Annotated in this window: 22 protein-coding genes; 9 read left to right on the top strand and 13 right to left on the bottom strand. The window is 64.6% G+C overall.

Going from position 1 to position 23,490, the window contains the following annotated elements; genetic code table 11:
• Window positions 1-63 precede the first annotated feature (63 nt).
• Window positions 64-939, top strand: coding sequence for a pseudouridine synthase (locus tag ISS97_RS20550; RefSeq protein WP_379984315.1), 876 nt, complete (start codon window positions 64-66; stop codon window positions 937-939).
• A 44-nt stretch (window positions 940-983) separates the two neighbouring features.
• Here ISS97_RS20550 and ISS97_RS20545 read toward each other — a convergent pair whose 3' ends face one another.
• The 3 genes from ISS97_RS20545 to ISS97_RS20535 all read right to left on the bottom strand — a co-directional run bounded on the left by ISS97_RS20545 (window position 984) and on the right by ISS97_RS20535 (window position 3,689).
• On the bottom strand, window positions 984-2,018 hold the full coding sequence (locus ISS97_RS20545; RefSeq protein WP_379984316.1) for an NADP-dependent oxidoreductase: 1,035 nt from the start codon (window positions 2,016-2,018) through the stop codon (window positions 984-986).
• A 104-nt stretch (window positions 2,019-2,122) separates the two neighbouring features.
• Entirely contained in the window at window positions 2,123-2,725 is a 603-nt protein-coding gene (locus ISS97_RS20540) for a TetR/AcrR family transcriptional regulator (protein WP_379984317.1), read from the bottom strand.
• A 34-nt stretch (window positions 2,726-2,759) separates the two neighbouring features.
• Window positions 2,760-3,689 (bottom strand): cupin domain-containing protein, encoded by a 930-nt coding sequence (locus tag ISS97_RS20535; RefSeq protein WP_379984318.1) that lies wholly within the window; start codon window positions 3,687-3,689, stop codon window positions 2,760-2,762.
• 112 nt (window positions 3,690-3,801) lie between these two features.
• On the opposite strand from ISS97_RS20535, the gene ISS97_RS20530 reads away from it, so the two are divergent.
• On the top strand, window positions 3,802-4,143 hold the full coding sequence (locus tag ISS97_RS20530) for a carboxymuconolactone decarboxylase family protein (RefSeq protein WP_379984319.1): 342 nt from the start codon (window positions 3,802-3,804) through the stop codon (window positions 4,141-4,143).
• A 138-nt stretch (window positions 4,144-4,281) separates the two neighbouring features.
• On the top strand, window positions 4,282-5,283 hold the full coding sequence (locus tag ISS97_RS20525) for an SLAC1 anion channel family protein (protein WP_379984320.1): 1,002 nt from the start codon (window positions 4,282-4,284) through the stop codon (window positions 5,281-5,283).
• A gap of 3 nt (window positions 5,284-5,286) precedes the next feature.
• On the opposite strand, the gene ISS97_RS20520 is transcribed toward ISS97_RS20525, so the two are convergent.
• On the bottom strand, window positions 5,287-5,718 hold the full coding sequence (locus ISS97_RS20520; protein ID WP_379984321.1) for a hypothetical protein: 432 nt from the start codon (window positions 5,716-5,718) through the stop codon (window positions 5,287-5,289).
• Window positions 5,719-5,800: 82 nt separating this feature from the next.
• Here ISS97_RS20520 and ISS97_RS20515 point away from each other — a divergent pair, with 82 nt between their 5' ends.
• Window positions 5,801-6,865 carry a class I SAM-dependent methyltransferase gene (locus tag ISS97_RS20515; RefSeq protein WP_379984322.1) on the top strand — a complete coding sequence of 355 codons (1,065 nt, stop codon included), beginning with the start codon at window positions 5,801-5,803 and terminating at the stop codon, window positions 6,863-6,865.
• Window positions 6,862-7,563, top strand: a complete 702-nt coding sequence (locus ISS97_RS20510) for a pseudouridine synthase (RefSeq protein ID WP_379984323.1) — start codon at window positions 6,862-6,864, stop codon at window positions 7,561-7,563. The genes ISS97_RS20515 and ISS97_RS20510 overlap by 4 nt, the downstream gene beginning before the upstream one ends.
• A 6-nt stretch (window positions 7,564-7,569) precedes the next feature.
• Here the strand turns inward: ISS97_RS20510 and ISS97_RS20505 are convergent, their stop codons facing one another.
• On the bottom strand, window positions 7,570-7,872 hold the full coding sequence (locus tag ISS97_RS20505) for a hypothetical protein (protein WP_379984324.1): 303 nt from the start codon (window positions 7,870-7,872) through the stop codon (window positions 7,570-7,572).
• A gap of 130 nt (window positions 7,873-8,002) precedes the next feature.
• Here ISS97_RS20505 and ISS97_RS20500 point away from each other — a divergent pair, with 130 nt between their 5' ends.
• A complete protein-coding gene (locus ISS97_RS20500; RefSeq protein WP_379984325.1) occupies window positions 8,003-9,562 on the top strand; it encodes a protein adenylyltransferase SelO in 1,560 nt (519 codons plus the stop codon).
• 522 nt (window positions 9,563-10,084) lie between these two features.
• Here ISS97_RS20500 and trxC read toward each other — a convergent pair.
• Window positions 10,085-10,522 carry a thioredoxin TrxC gene (trxC, locus tag ISS97_RS20495; RefSeq protein ID WP_379984326.1) on the bottom strand — a complete coding sequence of 146 codons (438 nt, stop codon included), beginning with the start codon at window positions 10,520-10,522 and terminating at the stop codon, window positions 10,085-10,087.
• 90 nt (window positions 10,523-10,612) lie between these two features.
• On the opposite strand from trxC, the gene ISS97_RS20490 reads away from it, so the two are divergent.
• Window positions 10,613-11,089 carry a hypothetical protein gene (locus ISS97_RS20490; RefSeq protein ID WP_379984327.1) on the top strand — a complete coding sequence of 159 codons (477 nt, stop codon included), beginning with the start codon at window positions 10,613-10,615 and terminating at the stop codon, window positions 11,087-11,089.
• Window positions 11,090-11,217: 128 nt separating this feature from the next.
• Here the strand turns inward: ISS97_RS20490 and ISS97_RS20485 are convergent, their stop codons facing one another.
• The 6 genes from ISS97_RS20485 to ISS97_RS20460 all read right to left on the bottom strand — a co-directional run bounded on the left by ISS97_RS20485 (window position 11,218) and on the right by ISS97_RS20460 (window position 19,918).
• Window positions 11,218-12,630, bottom strand: coding sequence for a hypothetical protein (locus ISS97_RS20485; protein WP_379984328.1), 1,413 nt, complete (start codon window positions 12,628-12,630; stop codon window positions 11,218-11,220).
• Window positions 12,627-14,009: a glycosyltransferase gene (locus tag ISS97_RS20480; protein ID WP_379984329.1), complete on the bottom strand. Its 1,383-nt coding sequence runs from the start codon at window positions 14,007-14,009 to the stop codon at window positions 12,627-12,629. Before ISS97_RS20480 ends, ISS97_RS20485 begins: the two co-directional genes overlap by 4 nt.
• 385 nt (window positions 14,010-14,394) lie before the next feature.
• Window positions 14,395-15,102: an SH3 domain-containing protein gene (locus ISS97_RS20475; RefSeq protein WP_379984330.1), complete on the bottom strand. Its 708-nt coding sequence runs from the start codon at window positions 15,100-15,102 to the stop codon at window positions 14,395-14,397.
• A 97-nt stretch (window positions 15,103-15,199) separates the two neighbouring features.
• Window positions 15,200-16,501: an amino acid permease gene (locus tag ISS97_RS20470; protein ID WP_379984331.1), complete on the bottom strand. Its 1,302-nt coding sequence runs from the start codon at window positions 16,499-16,501 to the stop codon at window positions 15,200-15,202.
• On the bottom strand, window positions 16,498-17,592 hold the full coding sequence (locus tag ISS97_RS20465; protein ID WP_379984332.1) for an aromatic ring-hydroxylating oxygenase subunit alpha: 1,095 nt from the start codon (window positions 17,590-17,592) through the stop codon (window positions 16,498-16,500). Before ISS97_RS20465 ends, ISS97_RS20470 begins: the two co-directional genes overlap by 4 nt.
• A 454-nt stretch (window positions 17,593-18,046) precedes the next feature.
• Window positions 18,047-19,918 (bottom strand): 3'-5' exonuclease, encoded by a 1,872-nt coding sequence (locus ISS97_RS20460; protein ID WP_379984333.1) that lies wholly within the window; start codon window positions 19,916-19,918, stop codon window positions 18,047-18,049.
• A gap of 147 nt (window positions 19,919-20,065) precedes the next feature.
• On the opposite strand from ISS97_RS20460, the gene ISS97_RS20455 reads away from it, so the two are divergent.
• The gene (locus ISS97_RS20455; RefSeq protein ID WP_379984334.1) at window positions 20,066-20,530 is read left to right on the top strand and encodes a VOC family protein; all 465 of its coding nucleotides are present in this window, start codon (window positions 20,066-20,068) and stop codon (window positions 20,528-20,530) included.
• Window positions 20,531-20,908: 378 nt separating this feature from the next.
• Here ISS97_RS20455 and ISS97_RS20450 read toward each other — a convergent pair whose 3' ends face one another.
• A complete protein-coding gene (locus tag ISS97_RS20450; protein WP_379984335.1) occupies window positions 20,909-21,832 on the bottom strand; it encodes an oxygenase MpaB family protein in 924 nt (307 codons plus the stop codon).
• Between the two features lie 291 nt (window positions 21,833-22,123).
• Here ISS97_RS20450 and ISS97_RS20445 point away from each other — a divergent pair, with 291 nt between their 5' ends.
• Window positions 22,124-23,218, top strand: a complete 1,095-nt coding sequence (locus ISS97_RS20445; protein WP_379984336.1) for a 3-deoxy-7-phosphoheptulonate synthase — start codon at window positions 22,124-22,126, stop codon at window positions 23,216-23,218.
• Window positions 23,219-23,490: the final 272 nt, after the last annotated feature.

Genomic DNA, 23,490 nt, shown 5'->3' with positions numbered 1-23,490 from the left:
CCGGAGGGAGAGGGATTACACGCTGCGTAGAGAGCATTCGCGCGAGCTCTAAAATCCCCCTCAATGACCAACGCCGCCCCCAGCACCCTCCATCTCCCCCCTGGCCCCTGGACCACCGTCCTGGACTGCCTCTGCGCCCACTTCACCACCATCCCCCGCGAACAATGGCTGGACCGCATGGCGCGCGGCCGCGTACTCAACGCCGACGGCCACGCGCTCGACCCACAAACGCCTTATCGCGTCGGCCTGTGCGTGCGCTACTACCGCGAAGTGGCGGATGAAACACCCATCCCGTTCCGCGAACACTTGCTGCATGTCGACGAGCATCTGGTCGTAGCTGACAAGCCGCATTTTCTCCCGGTCACACCGGCCGGAGGTTTCGTACAGGAAACCCTGCTGCATCGGTTGATCCAGCGCCTTGGTAATCCGGATCTGGTGCCATTGCACCGGATTGATCGCGCCACTGCGGGTGTGGTCTTGTTTTCCGCCAATAAAGCGAGCCGCTCGGCTTATCACTCGTTGTTTCGCGAGCGGCGTATCGAGAAGCGCTACCTCGCCCTCGCACCGGCGTTGCCGGCCATGGATTTTCCGCTGGTGCGACACTCGCGCATCGTCACTGGCGAACCGTTCTTCCGCATGAGCGAAGCGCCGGGCGAAGCGAACAGCGAAAGCCGCATCAATGTGTACGAGCGCTTCGACAATTACTGGTGCTATGCGCTACAACCGGTCACCGGACGCAAGCACCAGCTTCGCGTGCATATGGCGGCGCTCGGCGCGCCGATCCTCAATGACGGGTTTTATCCGGAGCTCGCCGAGCTTGCCGCGGACGATTACGAGAAGCCGCTACAGTTGCTGGCGCAGTCGCTGTCGTTCACCGATCCGCTCAGTGGCCTGCAGCGATCTTTCGAAAGCGGCTTGCGCTTGCACGTTTCGATGTAAAGCGTCGACCGGGGAACGGCAGTCCGCTCCCCGGTCAGAGTCCATCAGGCGTCGGTAAGGCGCACCACGACTTTGCCGAAGTTGCGGCCTTCGAGCAGGCCAATGAACGCGTCCGGTGCGTTCTCAAGACCATCGACCACATCCTCACGCAGCTTCACGCGACCGCTGGCGATCCACTCGCTCATGTCGCGGCGGAAATCGTCGAAGCGGTTGCCATAGTGGTCGAGGATGATGAAGCCTTCCATGCGGATGCGTTTCTGCAGCAGCGTCGTCACGGTCTTCGGCAGACGGTCCGGGCCCGCAGGCAGGTCGTCTTCGTTGTAGTGGGCGATCACGCCGCATACCGGCACACGCGCGCCGTTGTTGAGCAGCGGCAGTACCGCGTCGAACACGGCGCCGCCGACGTTCTCGAAATAGACGTCGATACCGTTCGGGCAGGCAGCGGCGAGATGTTCGGCCAGCTGCGGATCGCGGCGGTCCAGGCAGGCATCGAAGCCGAGTTCTTCGACCGCGTAGCGGCACTTGTCGGCGCCACCGGCGATGCCGACCACGCGCGCGCCCTTAAGCTTGGCGATCTGCCCGACTACGGCGCCGACCGCGCCAGTGGCGGCGGCCACGACCACGGTTTCGCCGGGCTTGGGTTGGCCGATGTCGAGCAGGCCGACGTAGGCGGTAAACGCGGTCATGCCGAGTCCGCTCAAGGCCAGCGAGGGTCGCGCCATCTCGCCGAGGGGAATCAGATCCTTGCCGTCCGACAGCGCGTAGTCCTGCCAGCCGGCGTTGCCGAGCACGAGATCGCCATCGCGGAATTGCGGATGCCGGGAAGCGACGACGCGACTGACCGTACCGCCCACGATGGGCGCACCCACGGGCACCGGTGGCGCGTAACTGGTGCCGGCTTCATCCATCAGGTTGCGCATGTACGGGTCGAGCGACAAGTACAGCGTGCGCAGCAGGACTTGGCCTTCGTTCGGCGCTGGAACAGCGGTCTGGTCGAGGCGGAAGTCTTGTGGCGTCGGCACGCCGCGTGGCCGGGTGGCGAGTACGACACGGCGATTGACGTTATCCCTTGCTGACATCGGTTTGCTCCTGTGGGTGGGTGTGGGGTGCTGCGAAATCGGGATTAGACCAGTCGTCTAGTTGGTGGGTGCAAAAAAGGCGGGAACGTATCGGTCGTCCCGCCTCAGGTGTGTTTCGGCAGGCCGAGCTGCTGCCGCGTACTGGCCATGGCGATATCCAGCGGCGCGCGGTCGCGGCTGATCTTGGCCAGCAGGCTGGCGCCGAACCAGCTTTGGTAGAGCGTCAGCGCGAGCATGGGCGCGTCGGTTTCGGCCGGCAGCGAGCCGTCGGCCTTGCAGGCTTCGACGCATCGCATAAGGCGCTCGGCCACGCTGCGGGTGCCGCGAGCCAGTGCCATACGCATGCTTTCCGACAGGTCGCTGACTTCCGCGCCGAGTTTCACTGCCAGGCAGCGGCTTTGCGCCTCGTCTCCGGTCTGCGAGTCGAGCCAGTCATCGAAGAAACGCAGCAGTGCCTGCGCGGCCGTGCCGGGGGCCGCCAGCAGCACGTCCACGCGTGCCAGGTAGCCGGCGAAATAGGCATCGAGCATGGCCTCGCCGAAGGCTTCCTTGGAGCCGAAGTAGTGATAGAACGAACCCTTCGGTACCTGCGCCGCAGCCAGTATTTCGGACAGCCCCACGGCGGTGAAACCCTTGCGGAGCATCAGCGGGTGGGCCACGTCCAGGATGTGTTGGCGGACGTCGGAGGTGGGGGCGGTCGCGTTCATGGGGCGGCACCTTAGCGACTATTAGACCAGTCGTCTAGTGACTGTCGACAGGTTCCGCGTTCAACCGGCGGAAACGGGCCGGGGTCATCCCGCTGTACTGACGGAAGGCTTTGCCGAACGCCGCCTCGGACTGATAGCCCACGTCCTGCCCGATATCGCCAGTACGGCGCCGTGTCTGCATCAGCAGGTCGCTGGCGATCTGCATGCGCAGGCGGGTCAGGCATTCCCACGGCGTCATGCCGGCGCGCTCGCTGAAGTGGCGCGCGAAGCTGGCGCGGGACATCGCGGCGACGCGGCCGAGATCCTCCAGCGTCCATGCGCGCGCGGGGTCGGCCAGCATCGCCTGCACGGCGGCGCCTAGCCGCGGCTCTGCCAGCAAGGCGAGCAGGCTGCTTTGCTGGGTGCCGCTGCTGTAACTGCGCAGTGCCATGGCGAACAAGGCATGGGTCAGCGCGGTGACGATCGCCAGTGCGCCCGCCTGGCGCTGGCTCGCTTCGGTACGCATCAGCTCAACCAGCGCGCGCAGGCTCGCCGCTACACCGGTCTCGTGCAGCGACACGCGCAAGGTCGCAGGTAGTCCAGCCAGCAGTAGCGAGGCGGAGTTCGGTGCGTACTCAAAGCGGCCGCACAGCAGATCGAGTTCCGCGGTGTCGTCGGTATTGCGCCGCAGCGGCAGCATGCCGTCGTGCTCGAGCCGGATCGGTGCGGGCGGCGTGCCGTTGTTACTGCCACGCACCCAGTGCGCGGCGCCGCGCGGGAACAGCACCAGATCGCCGGCCGCCAGCGACAGTGGCGCTTCGCCGGCCGGTTCGACGGTGCAATGTCCGTCCAGTACCAGATGGAACAGCGCCACGCCCGGTGCCGCCGGCGCGTGGTCTACCGCGAAGGCGCCGGCAAACTGGCAGCGCAGGTCGAGACTGCCTTGCAGGCGGGCGAGCTGGATCAGGCGACTCAAAGCATCCATGAGACGATCGCGCTAGAAATAGAGCGGATGGAGTATTCGTCGTAAAACCGGACAGAGCAACACTACGCATCACGGCGGACACGTTGCCCGCCTCTCTTGAAGGAGATGCGTCATGCTCGATTGGGTTGCTTATCGCAAAGAACTGCTGGGCCGTATCGGCGAGATCGGCAAGCTGAGCCCCGACACCGTGGCCGGCTACCAGACGCTGTCTAACGCCGGCCAAAAAACCGGTCACCTCGACGCCAAGACACACGAACTGATCGCGCTCGCTGTGGCGGTGACCACGCGTTGCGATGGCTGTATCACCGTGCATGCCGCACAGGCACTGAAGAATGGCGCCAGCCGCGAAGAGATCGCCGAGGCGCTAGGCGTGGCGATTGCCTTGAATGCGGGTGCGGCGTTGGTGTATTCGGCGCGTGTGATGGATGCCGTCAGCGCGCACAGCGCCGGCTGATTCACCTCCATCAAGCTTGCCTGTAGGAGCGCACCCTGTGCGCGACCGGGGTTATCGACATCGCTCATGCAAGAGCGGTCGCGCACAGGGTGCGCTCCTACAGGGCACGTAGCTCTTTCCTCTCGGGTCCTTTCTCCCATGGATAACTCGTCGGTTTTCCCGCGCCCCTCGGGCGCGGCGGTGACGGCTTGGCCGATCAGTCTGTTCGGTGCGGTGATGGGGCTCAGCGGCCTCGCGCTGGCGTGGCGTCTGGCGGCACGGCATGAGGGTGCGCCCGGCTGGATAGGCGACGCGCTTGCGATGCTGGCCTGGCTGGTGTTCGGCATGTTGGTGGTGTTGCAGGCGCGGCGCGTCCTGCACGAGTCGGACGTATGGATGGCTGAATTGCGGCATCCGGTGACCGGCAGTTTTCTTGGGACGTTCTGGATCAGCCTGCTGCTGTTGCCGATGCTACTGCCTTCGCCATGGCTGTTGATGGCGCGTGCGCTGTGGGTGACTGGTGCATTCGGGATGACGGCTTTCGCCTGGTTCAGTGTGCAACGCTGGATCGGTGCACGGCAGGAACTGGTGCATGCGACTCCGGCCTGGATCATCCCTGTGGTGGGGCTGCTCGATATCCCGCTTGCCTATCCTTTGCTTGGTGTGCCGGCATGGCACGAATCGATGTTGTTCGCGCTGGCTGTCGGGTTGTTTTTCGCAGTGCCGCTATTTGCCTTGGTCTTTTCGCGACTGGTGTTCCAGGAATCGCTGCCGCCGGTACTGCAACCGACGTTGCTGATTCTGGTCGCGCCGTTCGCAGTGGGGTTTTCAGCGTATGTCGCCGTGATGGGGCAGGTGGATGCGTTTGCTCGCGCACTGTTCTATCTGACGCTGTTCGTGCTGGCAGTCGTGCTGGGGCGTTTACCGGTCATGGCACGCAAGCAGCCGTTCCAGTTGTCATGGTGGGCTGTGAGTTTTCCGCTGGCGGCCAGCGCGGCGGCGGCCTTGCGATTCGCTGATGCGATGCCGTCGCCGCCGAGTCGGTTCATCGCGATGGGCCTGCTGGCTTTCGCGACGGTGGTGATCGTTGCGCTGTTGCTGCGAACCCTGAAAGGCGTTGTCCGTGGCGAGACGCTGATCGCGGCAGCGGCAAAAGCCTGATCGTCAGCGGGGAGCCTTGGGCGCGGGCACCCGTTGATAGTTGCCCGATAGCGTCTCGCCGCCATGGCAGAAGTAGCTGAGGCTGAAGCGGTCGTCTTCCTGTTCGCTCAGTACATCGACACTGCCCTTGGCGGCACGGCGCACGGTGAGTAGGGCGCCGGCTTTCCAGTCCTGCAGCGATACCTGCAGTTGCTCGCCGATCAGCAGAGCTGGGCCTTCGAATTCGCAGGAGTCCTTGCTTTCGATATGCAGCCAGTAACCGTCGGTGCGATGCGCGATCAGCAGATGTTTGGCGTTGTGGATGTATTCGCCGGCAAAGCCGGGCGGCGCCGCGGCAGGCGCGGTATGGGTCGATGGGTGGCCCGATTCGCATCCGGCCAGTGCGCCGGCCAGCGCGAACAGGGCCACGGGCAGGGCAGGAGATCGCCGTCCCACGGGACTACCTCCGGGTCGCATGGCGCGACAGTAGCGCAAGCCGCGTAAAATGGTGCTGATTTCCCTTCAATAAGGTCGGCGAGTGACTGCTGCCGCGTTGTCCTCCGCCGATACGGCACTGGAGGCTTTGTTCGTTCCATTCGCTACCGGTGCGCTGATGCTGCCGGCGGACGGCCGCGTGTTGTTTCTGCGCGCACGGGATGGCTTTCGCCTGCGCGAAATGGCGCGGCCGGGCTGGGTATGCGAGCAGAGCTTCAAGCCGTTCGCCGATGCCTTGCTGCGCAGTGGCCTGCAGGTCGCCGAGCCCTCGGTGCAAGAGCACTTTGCGCTGGTGCTGGTATTGCCGCCGCGCCAGCGCGACGAGGCACGCGCCTTGTTCGCGCGCGCGGTGCGGCACGCGCAACCCGGTGGCATCGTGCTGGCCTGCATTCCCAACGCGGAAGGCGCGAAGTCGGGCGAGGGCGATCTGGCCCGGCTGGCCGGTCCGCTGGCGCATCTGTCCAAACACAAATGCCGTGTGTTCTGGAGCGCGCCGCTGGATGAGCGCGTCGATGCGTCTCTGCTCGACGAATGGCTGGCGCTGGATGAGCCGCGCGCCAACCCGGCCGGTTACGCCAGCCGGCCTGGCTTGTTTGCCTGGGATCGGGTGGACGTGGCTTCCGCGTTGCTGGCCGCGCATCTGCCGGCCGATCTGCACGGTCGCGTGGCGGATCTCGGCGCGGGCTACGGTTATCTCTCCGCGCAGGTGCTGGCGCGCTGTCCCAAGGTCGAGTCGCTCGATCTCTATGAGGCGGAGTCGCGCGCATTGGAGCCAGCGCGCATTAACCTTGCGGAGGCGCAGCGCGCCTGCGGGCGCGAGCTTCCGGTGGCGGTGCATTGGCACGATGTCGCTACCGGTCTGCCGCAGCGCTACGACGCCATCGTCAGCAATCCGCCGTTCCATCAGGGGCGTGAGGATCTGCCGGCGCTGGGTCGCGCCTTTATCCAGACCGCGGCCGACGCGCTGTTGCCGCATGGCCGCCTGTGGCTGGTCGCCAACCGGCATCTGCCTTACGAAGCGACCCTGGCGTCGCGATTCAACGATGTGCGCACGGTAGTGACGCAAGAAGGATTCAAAGTGATCGAAGCTCGAGGCGTGCGCGCATGAAACTGGTCAAGCTGATCGCCAATCTCGGTTATGGCAGCCGCAAGGACGTGGCGCTGATGTTCCGCGAAGGACGCATCACCGACCCGGACGGTGAGGTGCTATATGCCGACGACAAGGTGCCGCACGAACACATCCGCGTCGACGACGAGCCGCTCGATCCACCAATGGGTCTGGCGCTGATAATGAACAAGCCGCTTGGTGCCACTTGCTCGCGCAAGGATCCCGGCCGCGTGGTGTACGACCTGCTGCCGCCGCGCTACCGCATGCGCGATCCGGCGCTGTCCACGGTAGGGCGGCTCGACCGCGATACGTCGGGTCTGCTGTTGTTCACCGACGATGGTGCGCTCCTGCACCGGATCATTTCGCCCCGTGCCCAGGTGACCAAGGTGTACGAGGCGGTGCTGGCGCAGGATCTGCGTGGCGATGAGGCCGCGCTGTTCGCCAGCGGCAGCATGATGCTGGAGGCGGAGAAGGAGCCGCTGGCACCGGCCCAGCTGGAGGTGATCGAGCCGAGGCGTGCGCGCCTTGCCATCACTGAGGGCCGCTATCACCAGGTGCGACGCATGTTCGCCGCGGTGGGCAACCACGTCGAAGCGCTGCATCGGGTATCGGTCGGCGGACTGACGCTGGGCGACCTGCCCGCCGGTCAATGGCGGGCCTTGTCGGCGGACGAGGTGGCGCAGATCTTCAGCGCCTGACGACGCTCAGGATTCGATGGAAGCGAGCTCGTGCTGCTGCTCGCGGCATCGGGCCAGTTCGTCTTCGCGGCGGGAGCGAGCTCCGGCGCGCCAGGAAACCAGCTGGAAGTGTGTTTCGGTGTTCTTGGCGGGTTTGGCGTCCAGGCCCGTTTTCGCGATGAGCATCCCTGCGACCCGCTGCATTCCGCGCCCCAGGGCGGAATCGGCAAGAGGCATATGCATGGTCTCTACTCCCGGCTGCCCCTGTGCAGCCGTGAATCCATAGTAAACAGAAATTCGCGGAAATGTGTGAAGTGTGACACTGGTCATGGGCCTTCCGCTTGCGTTTTCCCGGCATCGCAACTGACGGTTGGTGTCGCCGGATTCTGTAAGCCTTGCGAAGGGCGATGAGCGGCCGGATATAGGTAAGCCGCCGCGCGCTTTCGGATGTCACCGTTCCATGCACAAGCTCCGTTTCGATAATGCTTTCATCCGTGACTTGCCCGGCGACCCGGTGCAGGGCGCCGGCATCCGTCAGGTGGAAGGCGCGCTGTATTCGCTCGTGGAGCCGACGCCGGTCGCCGCGCCGAAGCTGATCGCCTGGTCGGCGGAAATGGCCGCGCAACTGGGCTTGAGCGAAGCGGATCTGGCGCGGCCGGAATTTGCACAGGTGTTCGGCGGTAATGCGCTGTTGCCGGGGATGGAGGCCTGGGCCGCCAACTACGGCGGTCATCAGTTCGGCGTATGGGCGGGGCAGCTCGGCGACGGGCGGGCGATCTCGCTGGGCGAACTGGTCAACGACGAAAGCCAGCGCCTGGAATTGCAGCTCAAGGGCGCCGGACCTACGCCGTATTCGCGTGGTGCCGATGGCCGCGCCGTGCTGCGTTCGTCCATCCGCGAATTTCTGTGCAGTGAGGCCATGCATCATCTTGGCGTGCCGACCACGCGGGCGCTGAGCCTGGTGCTGACCGGCGACACGGTCGTGCGCGACATGTTCTACGACGGCCATCCGCAAGCCGAGCCCGGCGCCATCGTGTGCCGTGTAGCGCCTTCGTTCATCCGCTTTGGCAATTTTGAGTTGCCGGGTTCGCGCGGCGATGTCGCATTGCTGCGCCAGCTGGTGGATTTCACCATCCGCCGCGACTTTCCCGAACTGCATGGCGAGGGTGAATCGCTTTACGCCGAATGGTTCGGCCAGGTGTGCGAACGCACGGCGGTGATGGTGGCGCACTGGATGCGCGTGGGCTTTGTGCACGGCGTGATGAACACCGACAACATGTCCATCCTCGGCCTCACCATCGACTACGGCCCGTATGGCTGGATCGACGACTTCGATCCCGACTGGACCCCCAACACCACCGACGCCGGCCGACGCCGCTACCGCTTCGGTCAGCAGCCGAACGTGGCCTGGTGGAATCTGAGCCGGCTGGCGGGCGCGCTGGCGCCGCTGTTCACCAGCGTCGAGCCCTTGCAGGCCGGGCTGGATCGCTACACCGCGACTTATGCCGCCGCCGACCGGCTCGCGACCGCGGCGAAGCTTGGCCTGGCGGAATGCCGCGACGAAGATGTCGCGCTGATGCAATCGCTGCACACGCTGCTGCACGAAGGCGAGGTGGACATGACCTTGTTCTTCCGCGCGCTTTCCGACGTGGATCCCTATGCGCCTTCGCTCGATCCGTTCCGCCACGCCTTTTATGACGAAGCGAAGGTGTGGAAAGTGGAGGCGGATTTTGAGGGTTGGCTGGCGCGCTATACGGCACGCCTGATCGAGGATCCGCTCTCGCCCGAGGCGCGGCGCGCGCGGATGCATGCGGTGAATCCGCGTTATGTGCTGCGCAATTATCTGGCGCAGGAGGCGATCGATCGGGCGGAGCAGGGGGATTACGCGGGCATCCATGAGTTGCTGGATGTGATGCGGAGGCCTTATGAGGAGCAGGTGGGGAGGGAGCGGTTTGCTGGGAGGAGGCCGGAGTGGGCTAGGGTGAAGGCGGGGTGTTCGATGTTGTCTTGCAGCTCCTGATTTTCTTCCTCTCTTTTTGCAAGAGAGTTCGGTTCTTGCTGTATCGCTTCTACGTTGTCATCCCTGCGTAGGCAGGGATCCAGTGGCGTTGTCGCTTGGTTTTAGCGTCTGAGTGTTCTGGTCCGCCTGCGGCGGGCTTTCGAACCGCTGCCGCGGTCCGAGTTACTTTTCTCTGCTTGCCCAGAGAAAAGTAACCAAAAGAGAGGGCACCCCTCTTGCGCGCCCTCCGGCTTCGCCTGCGGGTCCGTGAGGGTTGGCCGGGCTTTTCGACACGACGTCCCTGTCGTGTCGAAAAGGCATCGACGTCCTGTCGATGCCCCCTTCGGGGCCTGATCGTCCAACCCTCACCGCTCCACAGGGGACCCGGTTACGGGCTCGCTTCGCATCGCCTTTCGGAGCAACGGCTCCCTCTCCCCTCTGGGGAGAGGGTTGGGGTGAGGGGTGGGTGCTCGGGATGGCGTTGCTACTTAGCGTTCTGAGCTAGGTGTTTGCGGGAGGCGCTGATCTGCGCACGGGAGTTCTTCAACGCAAAGCACTATCAACAAACTGCCGCAACTGCCCCGCGCTAAGTGCCCCCGCTTGCCGTGCGATTTCCTTTCCACCGCGCAGCAACAGCAAGGTCGGGATGCTGCGTATGGCGAATCGCTGTGCCAGTGTGGGTTGTGCGTCGGTGTCGACTTTGGCGAAGCGCAGTCTGGGTTCCATGGTGCGGGCGGCGTGGGTGAAGGTGGGGGCGAAGCTTTGGCAGGGGCCGCACCAGGTGGCCCAGAAGTCGATGAGGACGGGCAGGTCGCCGCGACCGGCGATGGTGTCGAAGTTGGTGGCGGTGAGGTCGATGGGGTGGCCTTGGAACAGGTGTTGTTTGCAACGGCCGCAGACGGGTTGTTCGCCGAGGCGTTCGGCGGGGACGCGGTTGAGTGCGCCGCAGTGGGGGCAGGGGACACTCAGCGGGGTGGTCATGGCAGACTCCGACAGCGAAAGCTCGATGCCGCATCAGATGGTGCTGGCGGCGACGGGAAACAAGGCGCGGGTATGCGTGGGAGTCCGGTGATGAGCGACGAGCTTGGCGGCGTGCGCAAGGTTTCCGTGTTGATGCGCCTGTTGCGTGCGGCGGGTATCTGCTGGACGTTGCCGAACAGTTTTCTGGGGTTGGTTGCGGGGCTGGTGTGCATGGCGTTCGGTGCGCGCCCGCAGTGGCGGCCGCGCGATCTGGCGCTGGTGTTCCGGCATGTGCCGTGGCGTGGAGATGGTGGCGGTGCGCTGACGCTGGGGAATGTGATTCTTTACACGGGCAATGAGCTGGATACGCCGTGCCTGACGTATGCGCATCGCGCAGGGCGATGCAGGGAGCTGCCGGTTTCCCTGGCGGACCACGAGCGCGCGCATGTCTATCAGTACATGGTGCTGGGGCCGTTGTTTCTGCCGCTGTATGCCTTGTGCGGCGGCGTAAGTGTGCGCAATCCGTTTGAGCGTGCGGCGGATCGTTATGCGCAATTGGGGCGTGGCTGGTGGCCGCTGAACATGTAGAGCCTGTTCAAAGGCTCTACGTCGGAAGGTGTTGAGGGGGGTGTTCGCGACAACCCAACACCAAAAGCTCACCCTCGCGCGCAGAGGAACGAGCAAATCGATAAAGAATCGGAGATTCCGAACCGACCTCAGAGTGGGTAGCGCACGACGAGGTTCACGCTGTTGTTCCAGTAGCCGGAGCCGCCGTTGCTGGCGGAGGCAGCGGAGCTGCGGCCGAGTTGCAGTTCCAGCCGGCCGTTGCCGGGCAGGCGGCCGTTGAGCGAGACGCCGATGGTGTAGACGCTGGCGCCTGCGCCATCGATGACCTGACGGCCGACGGCGGCCAAGGCACGCAGCTTCCATTCGGGATTGATGCTGTACACGCCGACCAGTCCGAACTGAGCAGTGCGGTAGTTGGCGGGATTGAAATACACGCCGTGGCTGGGTTGGTTGCTGTGGAAGATGCGCGCAGAGAACTCGCCGCCGATCGCCATACGGGTGTCCGCGATGTCGTAGGGACTCAGCAGCACGCGCAGGCTGCCGCCGTCGCGGTGGTTGCCGTCGTTGAAGTTCTGCCGGTAGTAGGTGGGCAGCACATACCAGCGCGCGTCGGGCCGTACGTTCGCACCCACGCTATAGAGGTTGTAGATCAGGTGATGCTCAATGGCGATGTCGGTGGGCACGGGCGCACGCTCGGCGCCGGCGGACAGGCCGAAGCTGTCGCCCGGCTGCCAGTTCCAGTGCGCTGTGCCTTGCCAGTAGTGCCACCCGCCGCTGCGGCCGGGACCGAGGTCGAGATCGATGTTGTGGTTGTCGCCGATGCTCAGTTGTCCCAGCAGCGACAGATCGTCGAGATGACGCATCTGTCGGCCGTCGTCCACGCGCGTGGTGTTGGCTGCGACGCCCCAGCGTTGCGACCAGTCGCCGCGACGGAACGGTGCAAAGCGATAGGCCGCACCGACATGCAAGGTATCCAGGCCGTCGCTGTCGTGGCTGTAGCCGAAGTCGCCTTCGACTTGCGGCGCGAGTGCGAAGCGCAGGTCGTCTTTCAACAGACGGTATTGCGTGCCCAGATAACCCTGTGCGGGTGGCGGCGTAGCGGCATCGAGATAGCCGGCGGCGCGATCCTGCCAGCCAAGCGATTGCGCGGCGCGCAGCAGTTCGACGGTGGGTTTGGTCTGGCCCTGTGCATACGGCGCGACCAGCGCGTAGGCGGCGCGTGAATAGTCCTGCGCGTTGAGCGCCTGGGCGAGACCGGTATCCGCCGCCTGTTGCGCGCCCGCGTCGCCGGCCGCTTCGCGCGCGGTGCGAAAAGCACGGGCTGCGGCGGGGTAATCGCCCAGCCATAGGGCGGATTGGCCAAGGCCGATGGCGGCGGCGTAGCGGTCTTCGCGCGCGCTGCCGGATTGCGCCAGCGCGGCGGCGAACCATTCGCGCGCCTGAGCGGGACGGCTATCGGCGAGTGCGGCGCGTCCTGCGCGGATGTCGTCCGCCACAACGTTGGTCTGCGCGTGCACGGCCGGCATCAACAGTAAGGCGAGTAACGGCCAGCGGGTGTTCATTTCGTTCCCCAGCGCTTGCGGAGCTTGAGCAACTCGGCGAAGTAGCCCATCACGCAGCCGGGTTGCAGCACGATGCCGTAGAACAGGGTATAGACCACCAGGCCCAGTGGGTTGTGACGCACTTTGAGGCCCTGCGCACGGAACATGCGCGACTGGATCACGTACATCAGGTAGTTCACCAGGAACGCCATCGGCAGCACCAGCAGAGTCATCGGGCCGGCCAGCCAGTAGATGCCGAAGCATGCGAGCAGCAGGCCGGGGATGAACACCAGCGTGTAGACCAGGTCCATGTACGGAAAGAGCAGATTCCACCAGATGAACAGCGTGCTCATGCGGCGATGGAACAACAGTCCGCCATGTGTCTTGAACGCCTCGATCAAGCCACGCGACCAGCGCTGCCGCTGGCGAATGAACTGGTGGAACGTGGTAGGCGCGTTGGTAAAGGTGATCGCATCTTCGCAGTAACCCACGCGATAGCCCTGGCGCAGGATGGCCCAGGTCAGCACGATGTCTTCCCCCACGCATTCCGGCCAGCCGCCGACGCTGCGCAGCACATCGGTGCGATAGAGCGAGAACGCACCCTGCGCCACCAGCGTGCCCTGGAACAGGCTCTGCAGGCGCTTCACCGCTGCGATGCCGTGGAAGTAATCCCACTCCTGCATGCGGGTGATGAGGTTGAGGCGCGAATTGCGCACCAGCACCGCACCCGCCACCGCCGCCGTGTCGGGCGGGTCGCTCAGGAAACGTTCGACCAGGCGGCGCAGAGCTTCACGATACAGATAAGAGTCGGCATCCAGCGTGATGGTGAGCGGATAGGTGGCGTGACGCAGGCCCACGTTCAGCGCATTCGCCTTGCCGCCGTTGCAGCGCAGATCGATCACGTGCAGCCACGGATAAGACACGCTGCGCAGTCGCTCCATGGTGCCGTCGGTGGAGCCGTCGTTGATCACGATCACTTCGACCGGCGAGGGATAGTCCTGACGGTCGAGGCTGGCGAGGGTGGAGAGGATCGATTCCTCTTCGTTGTAGGCGGCGACCAATACGGTGACGCCCGGCAGGTCGCTGTCGGCGAAAATGCGCCGCGGTGGCCGCCGATCCATGAGCAGTCCGATGACCAGGAAGGCATTCATGAAGCCGGGCAGGATGGCGATGCCGAAGATCATCAGGTCGGCCAGCACGCGTCCTTCCACTGAGGAGAGATCGTGGATCCAGCGGCGCGCCAGGCTGTAGGAGAACACCGCCCAGGCCAGCGAGAGCAGCACCGTGATCACGAACTTGTAGCGCACCGACAGGTAGCGGCGGCGATGCGCGTCGTTATCGACGGGGGTTGCCCGCCATGACGAGGTGTACTTCGGCCAATCCTGTGCGTGGATGCTCATGGGTGGTTCCCGTGGTTCGGTGCAGGCGATATCGGGCACGAGCGTCTCCGGCCCTGCCGGTCCTGGATGCCGGAGGGAGGTGCGTTTTCGCGGTGGTATCGAACGGCGCCCCTGATGCTGCGGATGTGTAATGCGTTGATTCGAAAAACTGGGCCTTGCATGAAAGGAATGGCAAAAGCCGTGCCACCCATCGGTTTTCTGTTTTTGTCAAAGAATCAATGCATTGCGTGCTTGTGTGTGATGTGAATCACATTTCACATGCCGTTGGCGGGACGCTTCGAGGCACAAACTGACCGGGTATGTGTGGACATGGCGAGTGCACACAACGACAAACGCCACGGTGGGCCGTGGCGTTTGTCGTGTAACGGGAGAGCCGGCGAATGAATCAGTTGCCGCTGCCCTGTGTAGGCGCGGGACGGGTCTGCGGCTTAGGGCGAGGCCCGGTGCCTGATCCATTGCCATTGCCCGGCCTGGGCGGGCGGGTGCCACCGCCCGAACCGTTGCCGGGGTTCGGCGGACGGGTGCCACCACCCGAACCATTGCCAGGATTCGGTGGGCGCGTTCCGCCACCCGAGCCTTGGCCAGGCCTGGGCGGGCGCGTGCCATGGCCGGGATTGGGACGATGGCCACCGCTCCAGCCCGGCGGACGCGGACGTATCGGCGGCGGGCGATGGATCGGGCGCGGTGGCCGATGCACGATCGGGCGGTGGAACCAGTAGTCGCGCTGCCGATAGAACGGACGGTCGCGGTAGTAGTTGCCCCAGTAGGTGCCGATCACGAACGAGACGACCGGAATGCCGATGCGTGCGCCGTAGTCCTGCACCACGACGCGCTGGTCCTGATAGGTGTACTGGATGTAGCCGCCGGAGACCCAGCCGCGTGTGCCCATGGTGATCACGTCGCACCAGGCGAAGCCTTCCGTGCAGCCCTGGATGGATACGTTGGTGCCGAGCGGCACGACGGTGATGATCGGGTATTCCGTATCCGGACCGGCGCGCAGATTCACATTGCCGGTGACGAAACCGTCGGCCGCCATCGCCGGCAAGGCGACGAAGGCGAGCAGAGCAAGGGCGTACTGCAGGAGACGTCTCATTGCGTGAACTCCCGGGCAGTCAATGGAATGGCGTCAGCGCTTCGGCTGGCCGCCGCACTGTGGCGCCTCAGGGGGCATCACGCAAGCGGCGTTGTGCTCAGGAACGCGCACCCGGTCGCAGCCACTGCTGGCGCCGTTGCCACAGGAGTATCGGCAGTCCGCACAAGAGCAGCACCGTGCCCCACAGCAAGGCTTCGGCTCCCGTGCCGATCAACGCCCACAGGCTGTAGGCGAGCGCGAGCGCCGCGACGGTCTTGCGCGCTGGAGTCGCTGTTGCATCGATGCGCCACCAGGCCAGCACGCTCAGCACATACGGCAGCAGCGTGGCGGCGGTGGAGAGCAGGATCGCCAGCGTGAACAGCGCGACCAGCGATTTGCTGCCGTTGGCGACGATCAGCACGCTGGCCAGCACACTGCTGAGCAACAGGCCGAACCATGGCGTGCCGCGCGCATCGATACGACGGAACGCGGCGGGGAACAGGCCGTCTTGCGCGGCGGCGTAAGGCGTCTGTCCCTGCAGCAACACCCAGCCGTTCAAGGCGCCGAGACACGACACCGTGGCCACCAGGCCGATCGCCCAGCCAGCCGCATGTCCCCAGGCTTGCGTGGCTGCCTCGGCCATTGGTGCGGCGGATGACTGCAGGACACTGGCCGGCAACATGCCGATCACCACGGTGCAGGCGAGCATGGTGGCGATGCCGGCAATCAACATGCCGGCGACGGTGGCGCGCGGCACGGTGCGTTGCGGGTCTCGCACTACACCGGTGGGCACGGTCGCCGCTTCGAGACCGAGGAAGGCCCACAAGGTCAGCGAGGCGGTGGCGGTGGTCACACTCAGCAGCGACTGGCCGCTCGGATTAAAAGGGCGGTATGCATTGACGTGCACCAGGCCGAGAGCGAGCAAGCCGAACACCAACAGTGGGATCACTTTCAAGGTGGTGGTGACCACCTGCATGCGTCCCGCTTCGCGGACGCCGGTCGCGTTGACCGCGGTGCAGAACCACAACACGGCCAACGCACATAGCGTGCTGCGTAATGGCGTGGCCGTGGCCGCAGGCCAGATCGCGCCGAGGCTGCCGGCGAAGGCCACCGCGATCGCTGCGTTGGCCGTCCACACGCAAGTCCAGTAACTCCACGCCGCGACAAAACCCACCACGTCGCCGAACGCAAGCCGCGCATACGCATAGGCGCCGCCATGATTGGCCACGCGTTGCGACAGCCACGCATGCACCAGCGCCAGCAGTAGCGCGCCCGCCATGGTGAAGCCCCAGCCGAGCAGGCTCGCCGCACCGTAAGGCGCCAGTGCGGCCGGCAGCACGAACACGCCCGAACCGATCATGTTGCCCACGACCAGGGCGGTGAGCATCCACGGGCCCAGCAACCGGGCCGGGTTCTTCATGCGTGTCCGTTGGCGGAAGCGTTGCGGTACGCGCGGCGCAGCAGCTCGTGGAAATGGTGCACGGCATTTTCGCGCAGCGGGTTGAGTCGTCCTGCTTCGTAAGAGCCAGAGGCGAGGCCGCGTTGCACGTCTTCGCAGATGGTTATGTCTTCCACCTGCACCTCATCGCTGAACTCGATATCGCGCGCACGGCGCGCCTGACCCGCTTCGCTCGCATCGGGTGCGTAGTAGAAGTCGAATTCCACGCGGCAACGATCCACACCCAGCGGCAGCACGCGATTGGTCTGCAGGCGGCCGGGCAGGATGTTGAGCATGGTGTTCGGATAGAGGAAGTAATAGAGCGCCTCGCCGCTACCGTAGAGATCGGACGCGCTTTCCAGCGGGCTGTATTGGAACGAATACCACTCGGCCGTTTCGGTGATGTAGCTGCGATAGTCGAGCAGGCTGTTCAAGCCGGGATGGATGTGCAGGACGTGGTAACCCTCCAGGTAGTTGTCCACGTACACCTTCCAGTTGCAGGCCACGTCGTAGCTGGAGCGGTGATGGAATTCGAAGCCGGCGAGCGAACGTTCCGCGCCGAGACGCGCGTCGATACCCGCGACCAGATCCGCAAACGGCGCCGCCTGGCCGATAGCGACAAACACCAGTCCCTGCCATACCTGCACGCGCACTTCCGGCAGGCGAATGTCGGATGGTTCAAAGTCCGGCGTGCGGCCCATTTCCGGTGCGCCGCGCAGCACGCCGTCGAGTCCGTAGGTCCACCCGTGATAACGACAGCGCAAGGCCTTGGCGCCTTTGCCGTCGCAACTGGCGACCGGGCCGGCGCGATGGCGGCAGACATTGTGGAAGGCACGGATTGTTGTTTCATCGCTGCGCACTATGAGCAGCGGCAGAGCTGCGATGTCGGTGACGATGTGATCGCCCACGCCACTCAGTTGCGATTGATGGCAGACCAGTTGCCAGCTGCGGCGGAACACGGCCTGTGCATCGAGCGCGGGCATGCGCGGATCGGTGTAGTAGCGGGCGGGGAGGGCTAGCGCGTGGTCCAGTGGTTGCGGGGCGAGGGTGCGAGCTTCGAGCAGGTCGGTCATGGACGGCGAGCCGGCTGAGTGGGTTAGGGGGAGTATTGATCGCTTTGGTAGGGGTGGGAAGAGGTGTGCGCTTTGGCCCCCTCTCCCTCGGAGAGGGTTGGTGTGAGGATTCGGTCTTGCGACACGCCTCCCTACTTCGTCATTCCGGCGAAGGCCGGAGGCGCTTTACAACAGCGAAGCTGGTCATCCAGAGTGGTGTGCTTCGGTTGTCGCGTCTGCGTGCTCTGGCCGCTTATGCAGCGGGCATTTCGGACGCCTGCCGGCACCCGAGTTACTTTCTCTTTGCTGGCCCACGCACCCGCAGGAGCGGGTGCGAACAGCGCAGCTGGCCCGAAGGGCGGAGGGCATGGATGCCCGGAGTCAAGAGAAAGTAACCAAAGAGAAATGGCCTGAGAGCAGGCGGCGTGCTTTGTAGATGCGCCTTTTCCAGTGCCAGACGTTTGGAAGTTTTTTTTCAGGCCATGGCGCCCAATTGTCCTTGCACGTCATTGATCGAGTTGCGGATGCGTGCGCTGAAGACCGAGTCCGCGTGATGGATCATCACCAGCCGTTCGGTGGCGCGTGTCATGGCGACGTACAGGAGGCGGGCTTCTTCGGCTTCGTCTTTTCCGGGCATGGGGAGTGAGCCGAGGCCGGGGATGATGACGAGGGGGAATTCCAGGCCTTTGCTGGAGTGCATGGTGACGAGTTTGACGGTGTCGTCGGCGACGAAGAGGGCGGTTTTGCCGTTGCCTTCGGCGAGGCGGCTGGGGATGTCGGCGCGCTTGAGTGCTTCGTGCAACCGTTCGCCTTCCCACATGTTGCGGAAGATGACGGCCATGTCCGACAGCGGGCGACCGAGCGTCCGTTCGTCGCGCAGGCGGTCGATGATGGCGGGGAGTTGGTCTTCGGTGCGTTCGACGCGGATCAGCTCCGGCAGAGCGCCGCGGCGGCCGGCGCTTTCGGGCGCGATCAGTGGCACGCCGTCGTCTTCCTCGTCGCGGCCCAGCAGCAGTTCGTTGGCAAAGCCGCGTGCAACGGAAAGGATTTCCAGCGTGTTGCGGTAGTTGAGCTTGAGGATGGTGGTGCGGCCTTGCGCTTGCACGCCCAGGCTTTTCCAGCTGATCTGCTTGCGGCTGGCCTTGCCGTAGATGTTTTGCGCGTCGTCGTACAACACCAGCAGCGAATTGGTGTTGGGATCGATCATCTGCACGATCAGCTTGTACCAGTCCGGTTCGAAATCGTGGCCTTCGTCGATCAGCACGGCGCCGTACTGGAAGCGCGGGATCTGGCCCTTGTCCACGCCTTCGATCACGGCGGGCGGCAGCGCATCGAAAAAGTCGCGTCCTTCGGGCGGCAAGGGCACGTGGTAGGCCGTGAGCATGCTGCGGCACCACTTGTGGAAGTTGTACACCTGCACCTTGTCGCTGAGGCCGCGTTCGCCCATCAGCTGGTCCAGCCGCGCGGCCAGCGTCTTGTTGTAGCAGAGCACCAGGATCGGCTTGTTCAGCGCACGCGCCAACGCCATGGCGCGGAAACCGAGGATCATCGTTTTGCCAGAGCCGGCGACGCCGTGGATGATGCGGTGCTCGTCGCCGAGCGAGCGCGCCAATTGCTCCTGTTGCGCGTCCATCACCTTGATCAGGTCGGGGATCTCCACCTTGTTCACTGCGCCGCCGGTGGCGCGGTCGAACAGGCCGAACTGGCCGGAACCCGGCTCGACACGGATCTCGGGGAACAGGTGCCAGCGCACGCGATCGATCTGCGGCAGGGTAAGCGCGGTGGGGAAGACCTGCGGGTACATCGCCCACAGCCGTTCCTGGAAATCCTCGGCCTCGACCGATTCGTACATCTCGTCCTGGCAGATCACCAGATGCGGCGGGATCACCGCTTCCAGTCCGCCCGCGATGTAGTTCTTGCGGCTGATATTGGACAGCACCACACCATAGCCCCACGGCATCAGCAGCTTGCCCTCGTAGTGATGGCCAGGCGGATGGCGCAGCGCGGGGTCGTGCTGCAGGACCTTGTAGACCTCGCTGGCGCAGTCGCGTGCCTGCATCAGCGGGTTGTGCTCCTTCACGCTGCTGCGGCCGGTGAGCAGGGTGAACAGGGTGGGGTCGGCCTGCTGGATGGTGTCCGGCTTCCAATCCTTCACTTCCAACACCAGCAGACCGCGGCGCGGGTGGAACACGATGAAATCGGGACGGCGCTGCTTGGGGCCGACCGGCACGTCGTACCACAGCAGGTAATCGTCTTCGAGCTTCTGCTCCAGGCGCTCGGATAAGCGCTTTTCGCCGCTGGTCATCCGCGACAGGCAGCTGTTTCGGGTTGGAATAAGCGTCGCCACCGGGGCCTCCTTGCGGGATGCGGCGACGTTAACGGATCGCGGGGCCGTGTCAATCCGCGCTGCGACGGGCTTTCACTTGGATTTTCTACAAGACGGCGCTTGCTGGCGGGCACATCATTCCCAGCGAACCCATCACGGAGTCGGTCCATGGATACCCAGGTTGCTTCCACCGTCCACGAGGTTTTCCCCTATTTGCGCGTCAGGAACGCCAAGGAGGCGCTGGCCTATTACCAGCAGGCTTTCGGCGCCCGGCTGCGCTATCAGCTCATTGAACCCGGCACTGGGCGCATCGGCCATGCGGAACTGGAGCTGGGGCCGGCGGTGATCATGGTGTCGGACGAGTATCCGGAGTGCGGCATCGTGGGGCCGCAGAGCATTGGCGGCACGAGTGTGTCGATCCATCTGCATGTCGATAACGCGGATGTGATGCTGGCACGGGCGGTGGAGGCGGGTGGGACGTTGGTGCGGCCGGCGGCGGATGCGTTTTATGGGGAGCGTGGGGGGACCGTGCGCGATCCGTTTGGGCATGAGTGGTTGATTGGGCACAGTATCGAGAAGGTGAGTCCTGAGGAGATGCAGAGGAGGTATGACGCGATGATGGTGGAGGGGTGATTTGGCATTTTGCTCCCTCTCCCTCTGGGAGAGAGCTGGGGAGGCGGTTCTTGCGATATCCCTCCTAACTCGTCATCCCTGCGTAGGCAGGGATCCAGTGGCGTTGTCGCCCGGTTGTCGCGTCTGCGTGCCCTGGCCGCTTATGCAGCGGGCATTTCGGACGCCTGCCGGCGCCCGAGTTACTTTCTCTTTGCTGGCCCAAAGAGAAAGTAACCAAAGAGAAATGGCCTGAGAGCAAGCGGTGGGCTCTGTAGCCTCGCCTTTTCCAGTGCCAGACCTCGGGATGGTTTTCTTCGTTTGGCTCTTTGCCCCTCCCCTGCTCGCAGGGGAGGGTTGGGGTGGGGTGAGTACTTGAGATAACGATAGGCCGTTTAGCCTTCACGGCCAGCTGTGAAGCTGGTCGCTGGCAACGCCCATGCGCGTGCAAGCGCGGCTGGCGATGCCGTCTTTCAGTGCCACGCGGAATACCGGCGATACGGACCACAAGGCGCGCGATGCCAATCGCGCCTGTGCGCGCTGCAGTGGTGTCCGTTGAAGGAGGCGTTCGGCCCATTCGGGTAACAGGGCGGCGCCGGCTAGCAGGAAGATGTCGCGCGAAAGGCCGGCGATAGGAACGGGCAGGCGTACGCGGGAAAGCACGTCGAGTACGACGCGTGAGCGCTCGCTGTAGATCAGTTCGGAACGCATCTGGCGGAAGTAGGCGGTGACTTCCGCTTCGGAGGCGGGTACGTCGCGTGCGCCGAGTGCTTCGGCGATGCGCCGTGCTTCGTCGTAGTAGCGGTCGGCGGCGCCGGTGGGCAGGTGGATGTGGCTGAAGCGGCGGTAGCCTTGCAGGAAGCTGTGGGCTTCGGTGACGTGGACCCAGGTGAGCAGGTGGGGATCGTCGGCGGCGTAGGGGCGGCCGTCTTCGGCGTGGCCGATGACTTGGGCGTGGATGTGTTTGACGCGTTCGATCAGTTGCTCCGCCTGTTCGCGCGGGGCGTAGGTGGTGCCGCCGACGAAGGCGGTGGTGCGGCGCAGGCGGCCGAGCAGGTCTTCGCGGAAGTTGGAGTGGTCCCACACGCCGGCCAGGGCCAGTGGGTGGAGGGTTTGCAGCATCAGCGCGGCGAGGCCGCCGGCGAGCATGCCGGGAAAGTCGGAATGGATGCGCCAGGTGGCGCTGTCGGGGCCGAACAGACCGGGGTCACCGATGGGGTGGTCGTAGTCGATGGTGCCGCCGCCATTGCGGGGAAAGGCACTCAGTACCCAACGGCGGATGGGTTCGCGGGCGGGGTGGGTCAGCAGATGCAGTGGGGAGGGCATGACGGGATTCTATCGTTGCGCGACATCCCGGCCGGTGGTTTCAATGGATACCGATTTGGAAGGCCAAATGCGGCGGTGGGGTTTGCATCGTTCGAACTGTGTGTTATCACTACACGCCATGAACCTCACCTCCGCCCGCTATTATTTTTGGTTTTACGGCTATCCGATGCCGTTGGCGGAAGTAGGGGCGCGATCGTAAGTTAAGTAGATCAAACCGCATCCCTGAAAGCCGCCAGCCTCCACTGGCGGCTTTTTTCATGGCCGCCACTGGAACCCCACCAGGAGCAAGCCGTGACCCGACAGACCACCGACGACCTGCGCATCCGCGCCATCACCACGCTGAGTACCCCGGCGCAGGTGATGCGTGATTGCGCGGCCACCGAACATGCCGCCGACACGGTGGCCAACGCACGCGATGCCGTGCACAGCATTCTTGCCGGGCAGGACGACCGGCTGGTGGTGGTGATCGGGCCGTGCTCGATCCATGATACCGCCGCCGCGTTGGAGTACGCCGGCCGGCTGGCGGCACAGCGCGAACGCTTCGCCGATACGCTGGAGATCGTGATGCGTGTGTATTTTGAGAAGCCGCGCACCACGGTGGGGTGGAAGGGCCTGATCAACGATCCGGATCTCGATGGCAGTTTCCAGATCGACAAGGGCCTGCGTCTCGCGCGCAAGCTGCTGTGCGATATCAACGATCTGGGCGTGCCGGCGGGCTGTGAGTTCCTCGACATGATCACTCCGCAGTACATCGCCGATCTGGTCGCGTGGGGTGCGATCGGTGCGCGAACCACGGAGAGCCAGGTGCATCGCGAACTCGCTTCCGGCCTGTCTTGTCCGGTGGGTTTCAAGAACGGCACCGACGGCAACGTGAAGATCGCGGTGGATGCGGTGCAGGCGGCGTCGCAGCCACATCATTTCATGGCGGTGACCAAGGACGGCCAGACGGCTATCGCCAGCACCACCGGCAACGGCGACTGCCATGTGATCCTGCGCGGCGGCAAGCTGCCGAATTACAACGCGGCGAGCGTCGATGCCGCTTGCGATGCCGTGGTGCGCGCGGGGTTGCCTGCGCGGGTGATGATCGATGCGAGCCACGCCAACAGCGCCAAGCAGCCCGAGAACCAGCCACGTGTCATCGATGACATCGCGGAACAGATCGAAGCCGATGAGCGGCGCGTTATCGGCGTGATGGTGGAAAGCCATCTGGTCGGCGGACGCCAGGATCTGGTGGAGGGCCAGCCGCTGCGTTACGGCCAGAGCATCACCGATGGCTGCATCGATTGGGACAGCTCGGTGCGCGTGCTGGAGCGATTGGCCGATGCGGTGCGTCGCCGCCGCGCCGGCTCTGGCGTGGCGGTTCGACTGCAGCAGGCGGTGGGTTGATAGGGCCCCTCTGATCGATTCCACGCAGGCGTCATGATATCCAGCAAGGGCGCTGCCGCCGCCGCGTGGCTCGACCTGACGGCCAGTCAGGCGCTTCGCCACGCGGCGGCGGCAGCGCCCTTGCTGGATATCACCCTGTCATTGAATTTATTAAGTGAGGGCCATGGCTGTTTGCGCGCAGCTCACCGCCATGCTGCCTCAACAGACGGCCAGTCTGCCATCGGCAGCGCAACGGCGATCTGCGCGCAAACAGCTATGGTGACGCCTGCGTG

The sequence above is a fragment of the Dyella koreensis genome (assembly GCF_044904565.1).
Classification (GTDB): domain Bacteria; phylum Pseudomonadota; class Gammaproteobacteria; order Xanthomonadales; family Rhodanobacteraceae; genus Dyella_D; species Dyella_D koreensis.
The sequence above is the reverse complement of the archived record's forward strand: the minus strand, read 5'-3'. Positions and strand labels throughout refer to the sequence as shown.

Excerpts from the sequence above, each read along its gene's own strand:
- ISS97_RS20525 (WP_379984320.1), top strand. The coding sequence starts at position 4,282 with ATGGATAACTCGTCGGTTTTCCCGCGCCCCTCGGGCGCGGCGGTGACG.
- ISS97_RS20505 (WP_379984324.1), bottom strand. The coding sequence starts at position 7,872 with ATGACCAGTGTCACACTTCACACATTTCCGCGAATTTCTGTTTACTAT.
- ISS97_RS20465 (WP_379984332.1), bottom strand. The coding sequence starts at position 17,592 with ATGACCGACCTGCTCGAAGCTCGCACCCTCGCCCCGCAACCACTGGAC.
- ISS97_RS20455 (WP_379984334.1), top strand. The coding sequence starts at position 20,066 with ATGGATACCCAGGTTGCTTCCACCGTCCACGAGGTTTTCCCCTATTTG.
- trxC (WP_379984326.1), bottom strand. The coding sequence starts at position 10,522 with ATGACCACCCCGCTGAGTGTCCCCTGCCCCCACTGCGGCGCACTCAAC.
- ISS97_RS20485 (WP_379984328.1), bottom strand. The coding sequence starts at position 12,630 with ATGAACACCCGCTGGCCGTTACTCGCCTTACTGTTGATGCCGGCCGTG.
- ISS97_RS20475 (WP_379984330.1), bottom strand. The coding sequence starts at position 15,102 with ATGAGACGTCTCCTGCAGTACGCCCTTGCTCTGCTCGCCTTCGTCGCC.
- ISS97_RS20540 (WP_379984317.1), bottom strand. The coding sequence starts at position 2,725 with ATGAACGCGACCGCCCCCACCTCCGACGTCCGCCAACACATCCTGGAC.
- ISS97_RS20550 (WP_379984315.1), top strand. The coding sequence starts at position 64 with ATGACCAACGCCGCCCCCAGCACCCTCCATCTCCCCCCTGGCCCCTGG.
- ISS97_RS20500 (WP_379984325.1), top strand. The coding sequence starts at position 8,003 with ATGCACAAGCTCCGTTTCGATAATGCTTTCATCCGTGACTTGCCCGGC.
- ISS97_RS20480 (WP_379984329.1), bottom strand. The coding sequence starts at position 14,009 with ATGAGCATCCACGCACAGGATTGGCCGAAGTACACCTCGTCATGGCGG.
- ISS97_RS20490 (WP_379984327.1), top strand. The coding sequence starts at position 10,613 with ATGAGCGACGAGCTTGGCGGCGTGCGCAAGGTTTCCGTGTTGATGCGC.
- ISS97_RS20545 (WP_379984316.1), bottom strand. The coding sequence starts at position 2,018 with ATGTCAGCAAGGGATAACGTCAATCGCCGTGTCGTACTCGCCACCCGG.
- ISS97_RS20470 (WP_379984331.1), bottom strand. The coding sequence starts at position 16,501 with ATGAAGAACCCGGCCCGGTTGCTGGGCCCGTGGATGCTCACCGCCCTG.
- ISS97_RS20450 (WP_379984335.1), bottom strand. The coding sequence starts at position 21,832 with ATGCCCTCCCCACTGCATCTGCTGACCCACCCCGCCCGCGAACCCATC.
- ISS97_RS20535 (WP_379984318.1), bottom strand. The coding sequence starts at position 3,689 with ATGGATGCTTTGAGTCGCCTGATCCAGCTCGCCCGCCTGCAAGGCAGT.
- ISS97_RS20510 (WP_379984323.1), top strand. The coding sequence starts at position 6,862 with ATGAAACTGGTCAAGCTGATCGCCAATCTCGGTTATGGCAGCCGCAAG.
- ISS97_RS20530 (WP_379984319.1), top strand. The coding sequence starts at position 3,802 with ATGCTCGATTGGGTTGCTTATCGCAAAGAACTGCTGGGCCGTATCGGC.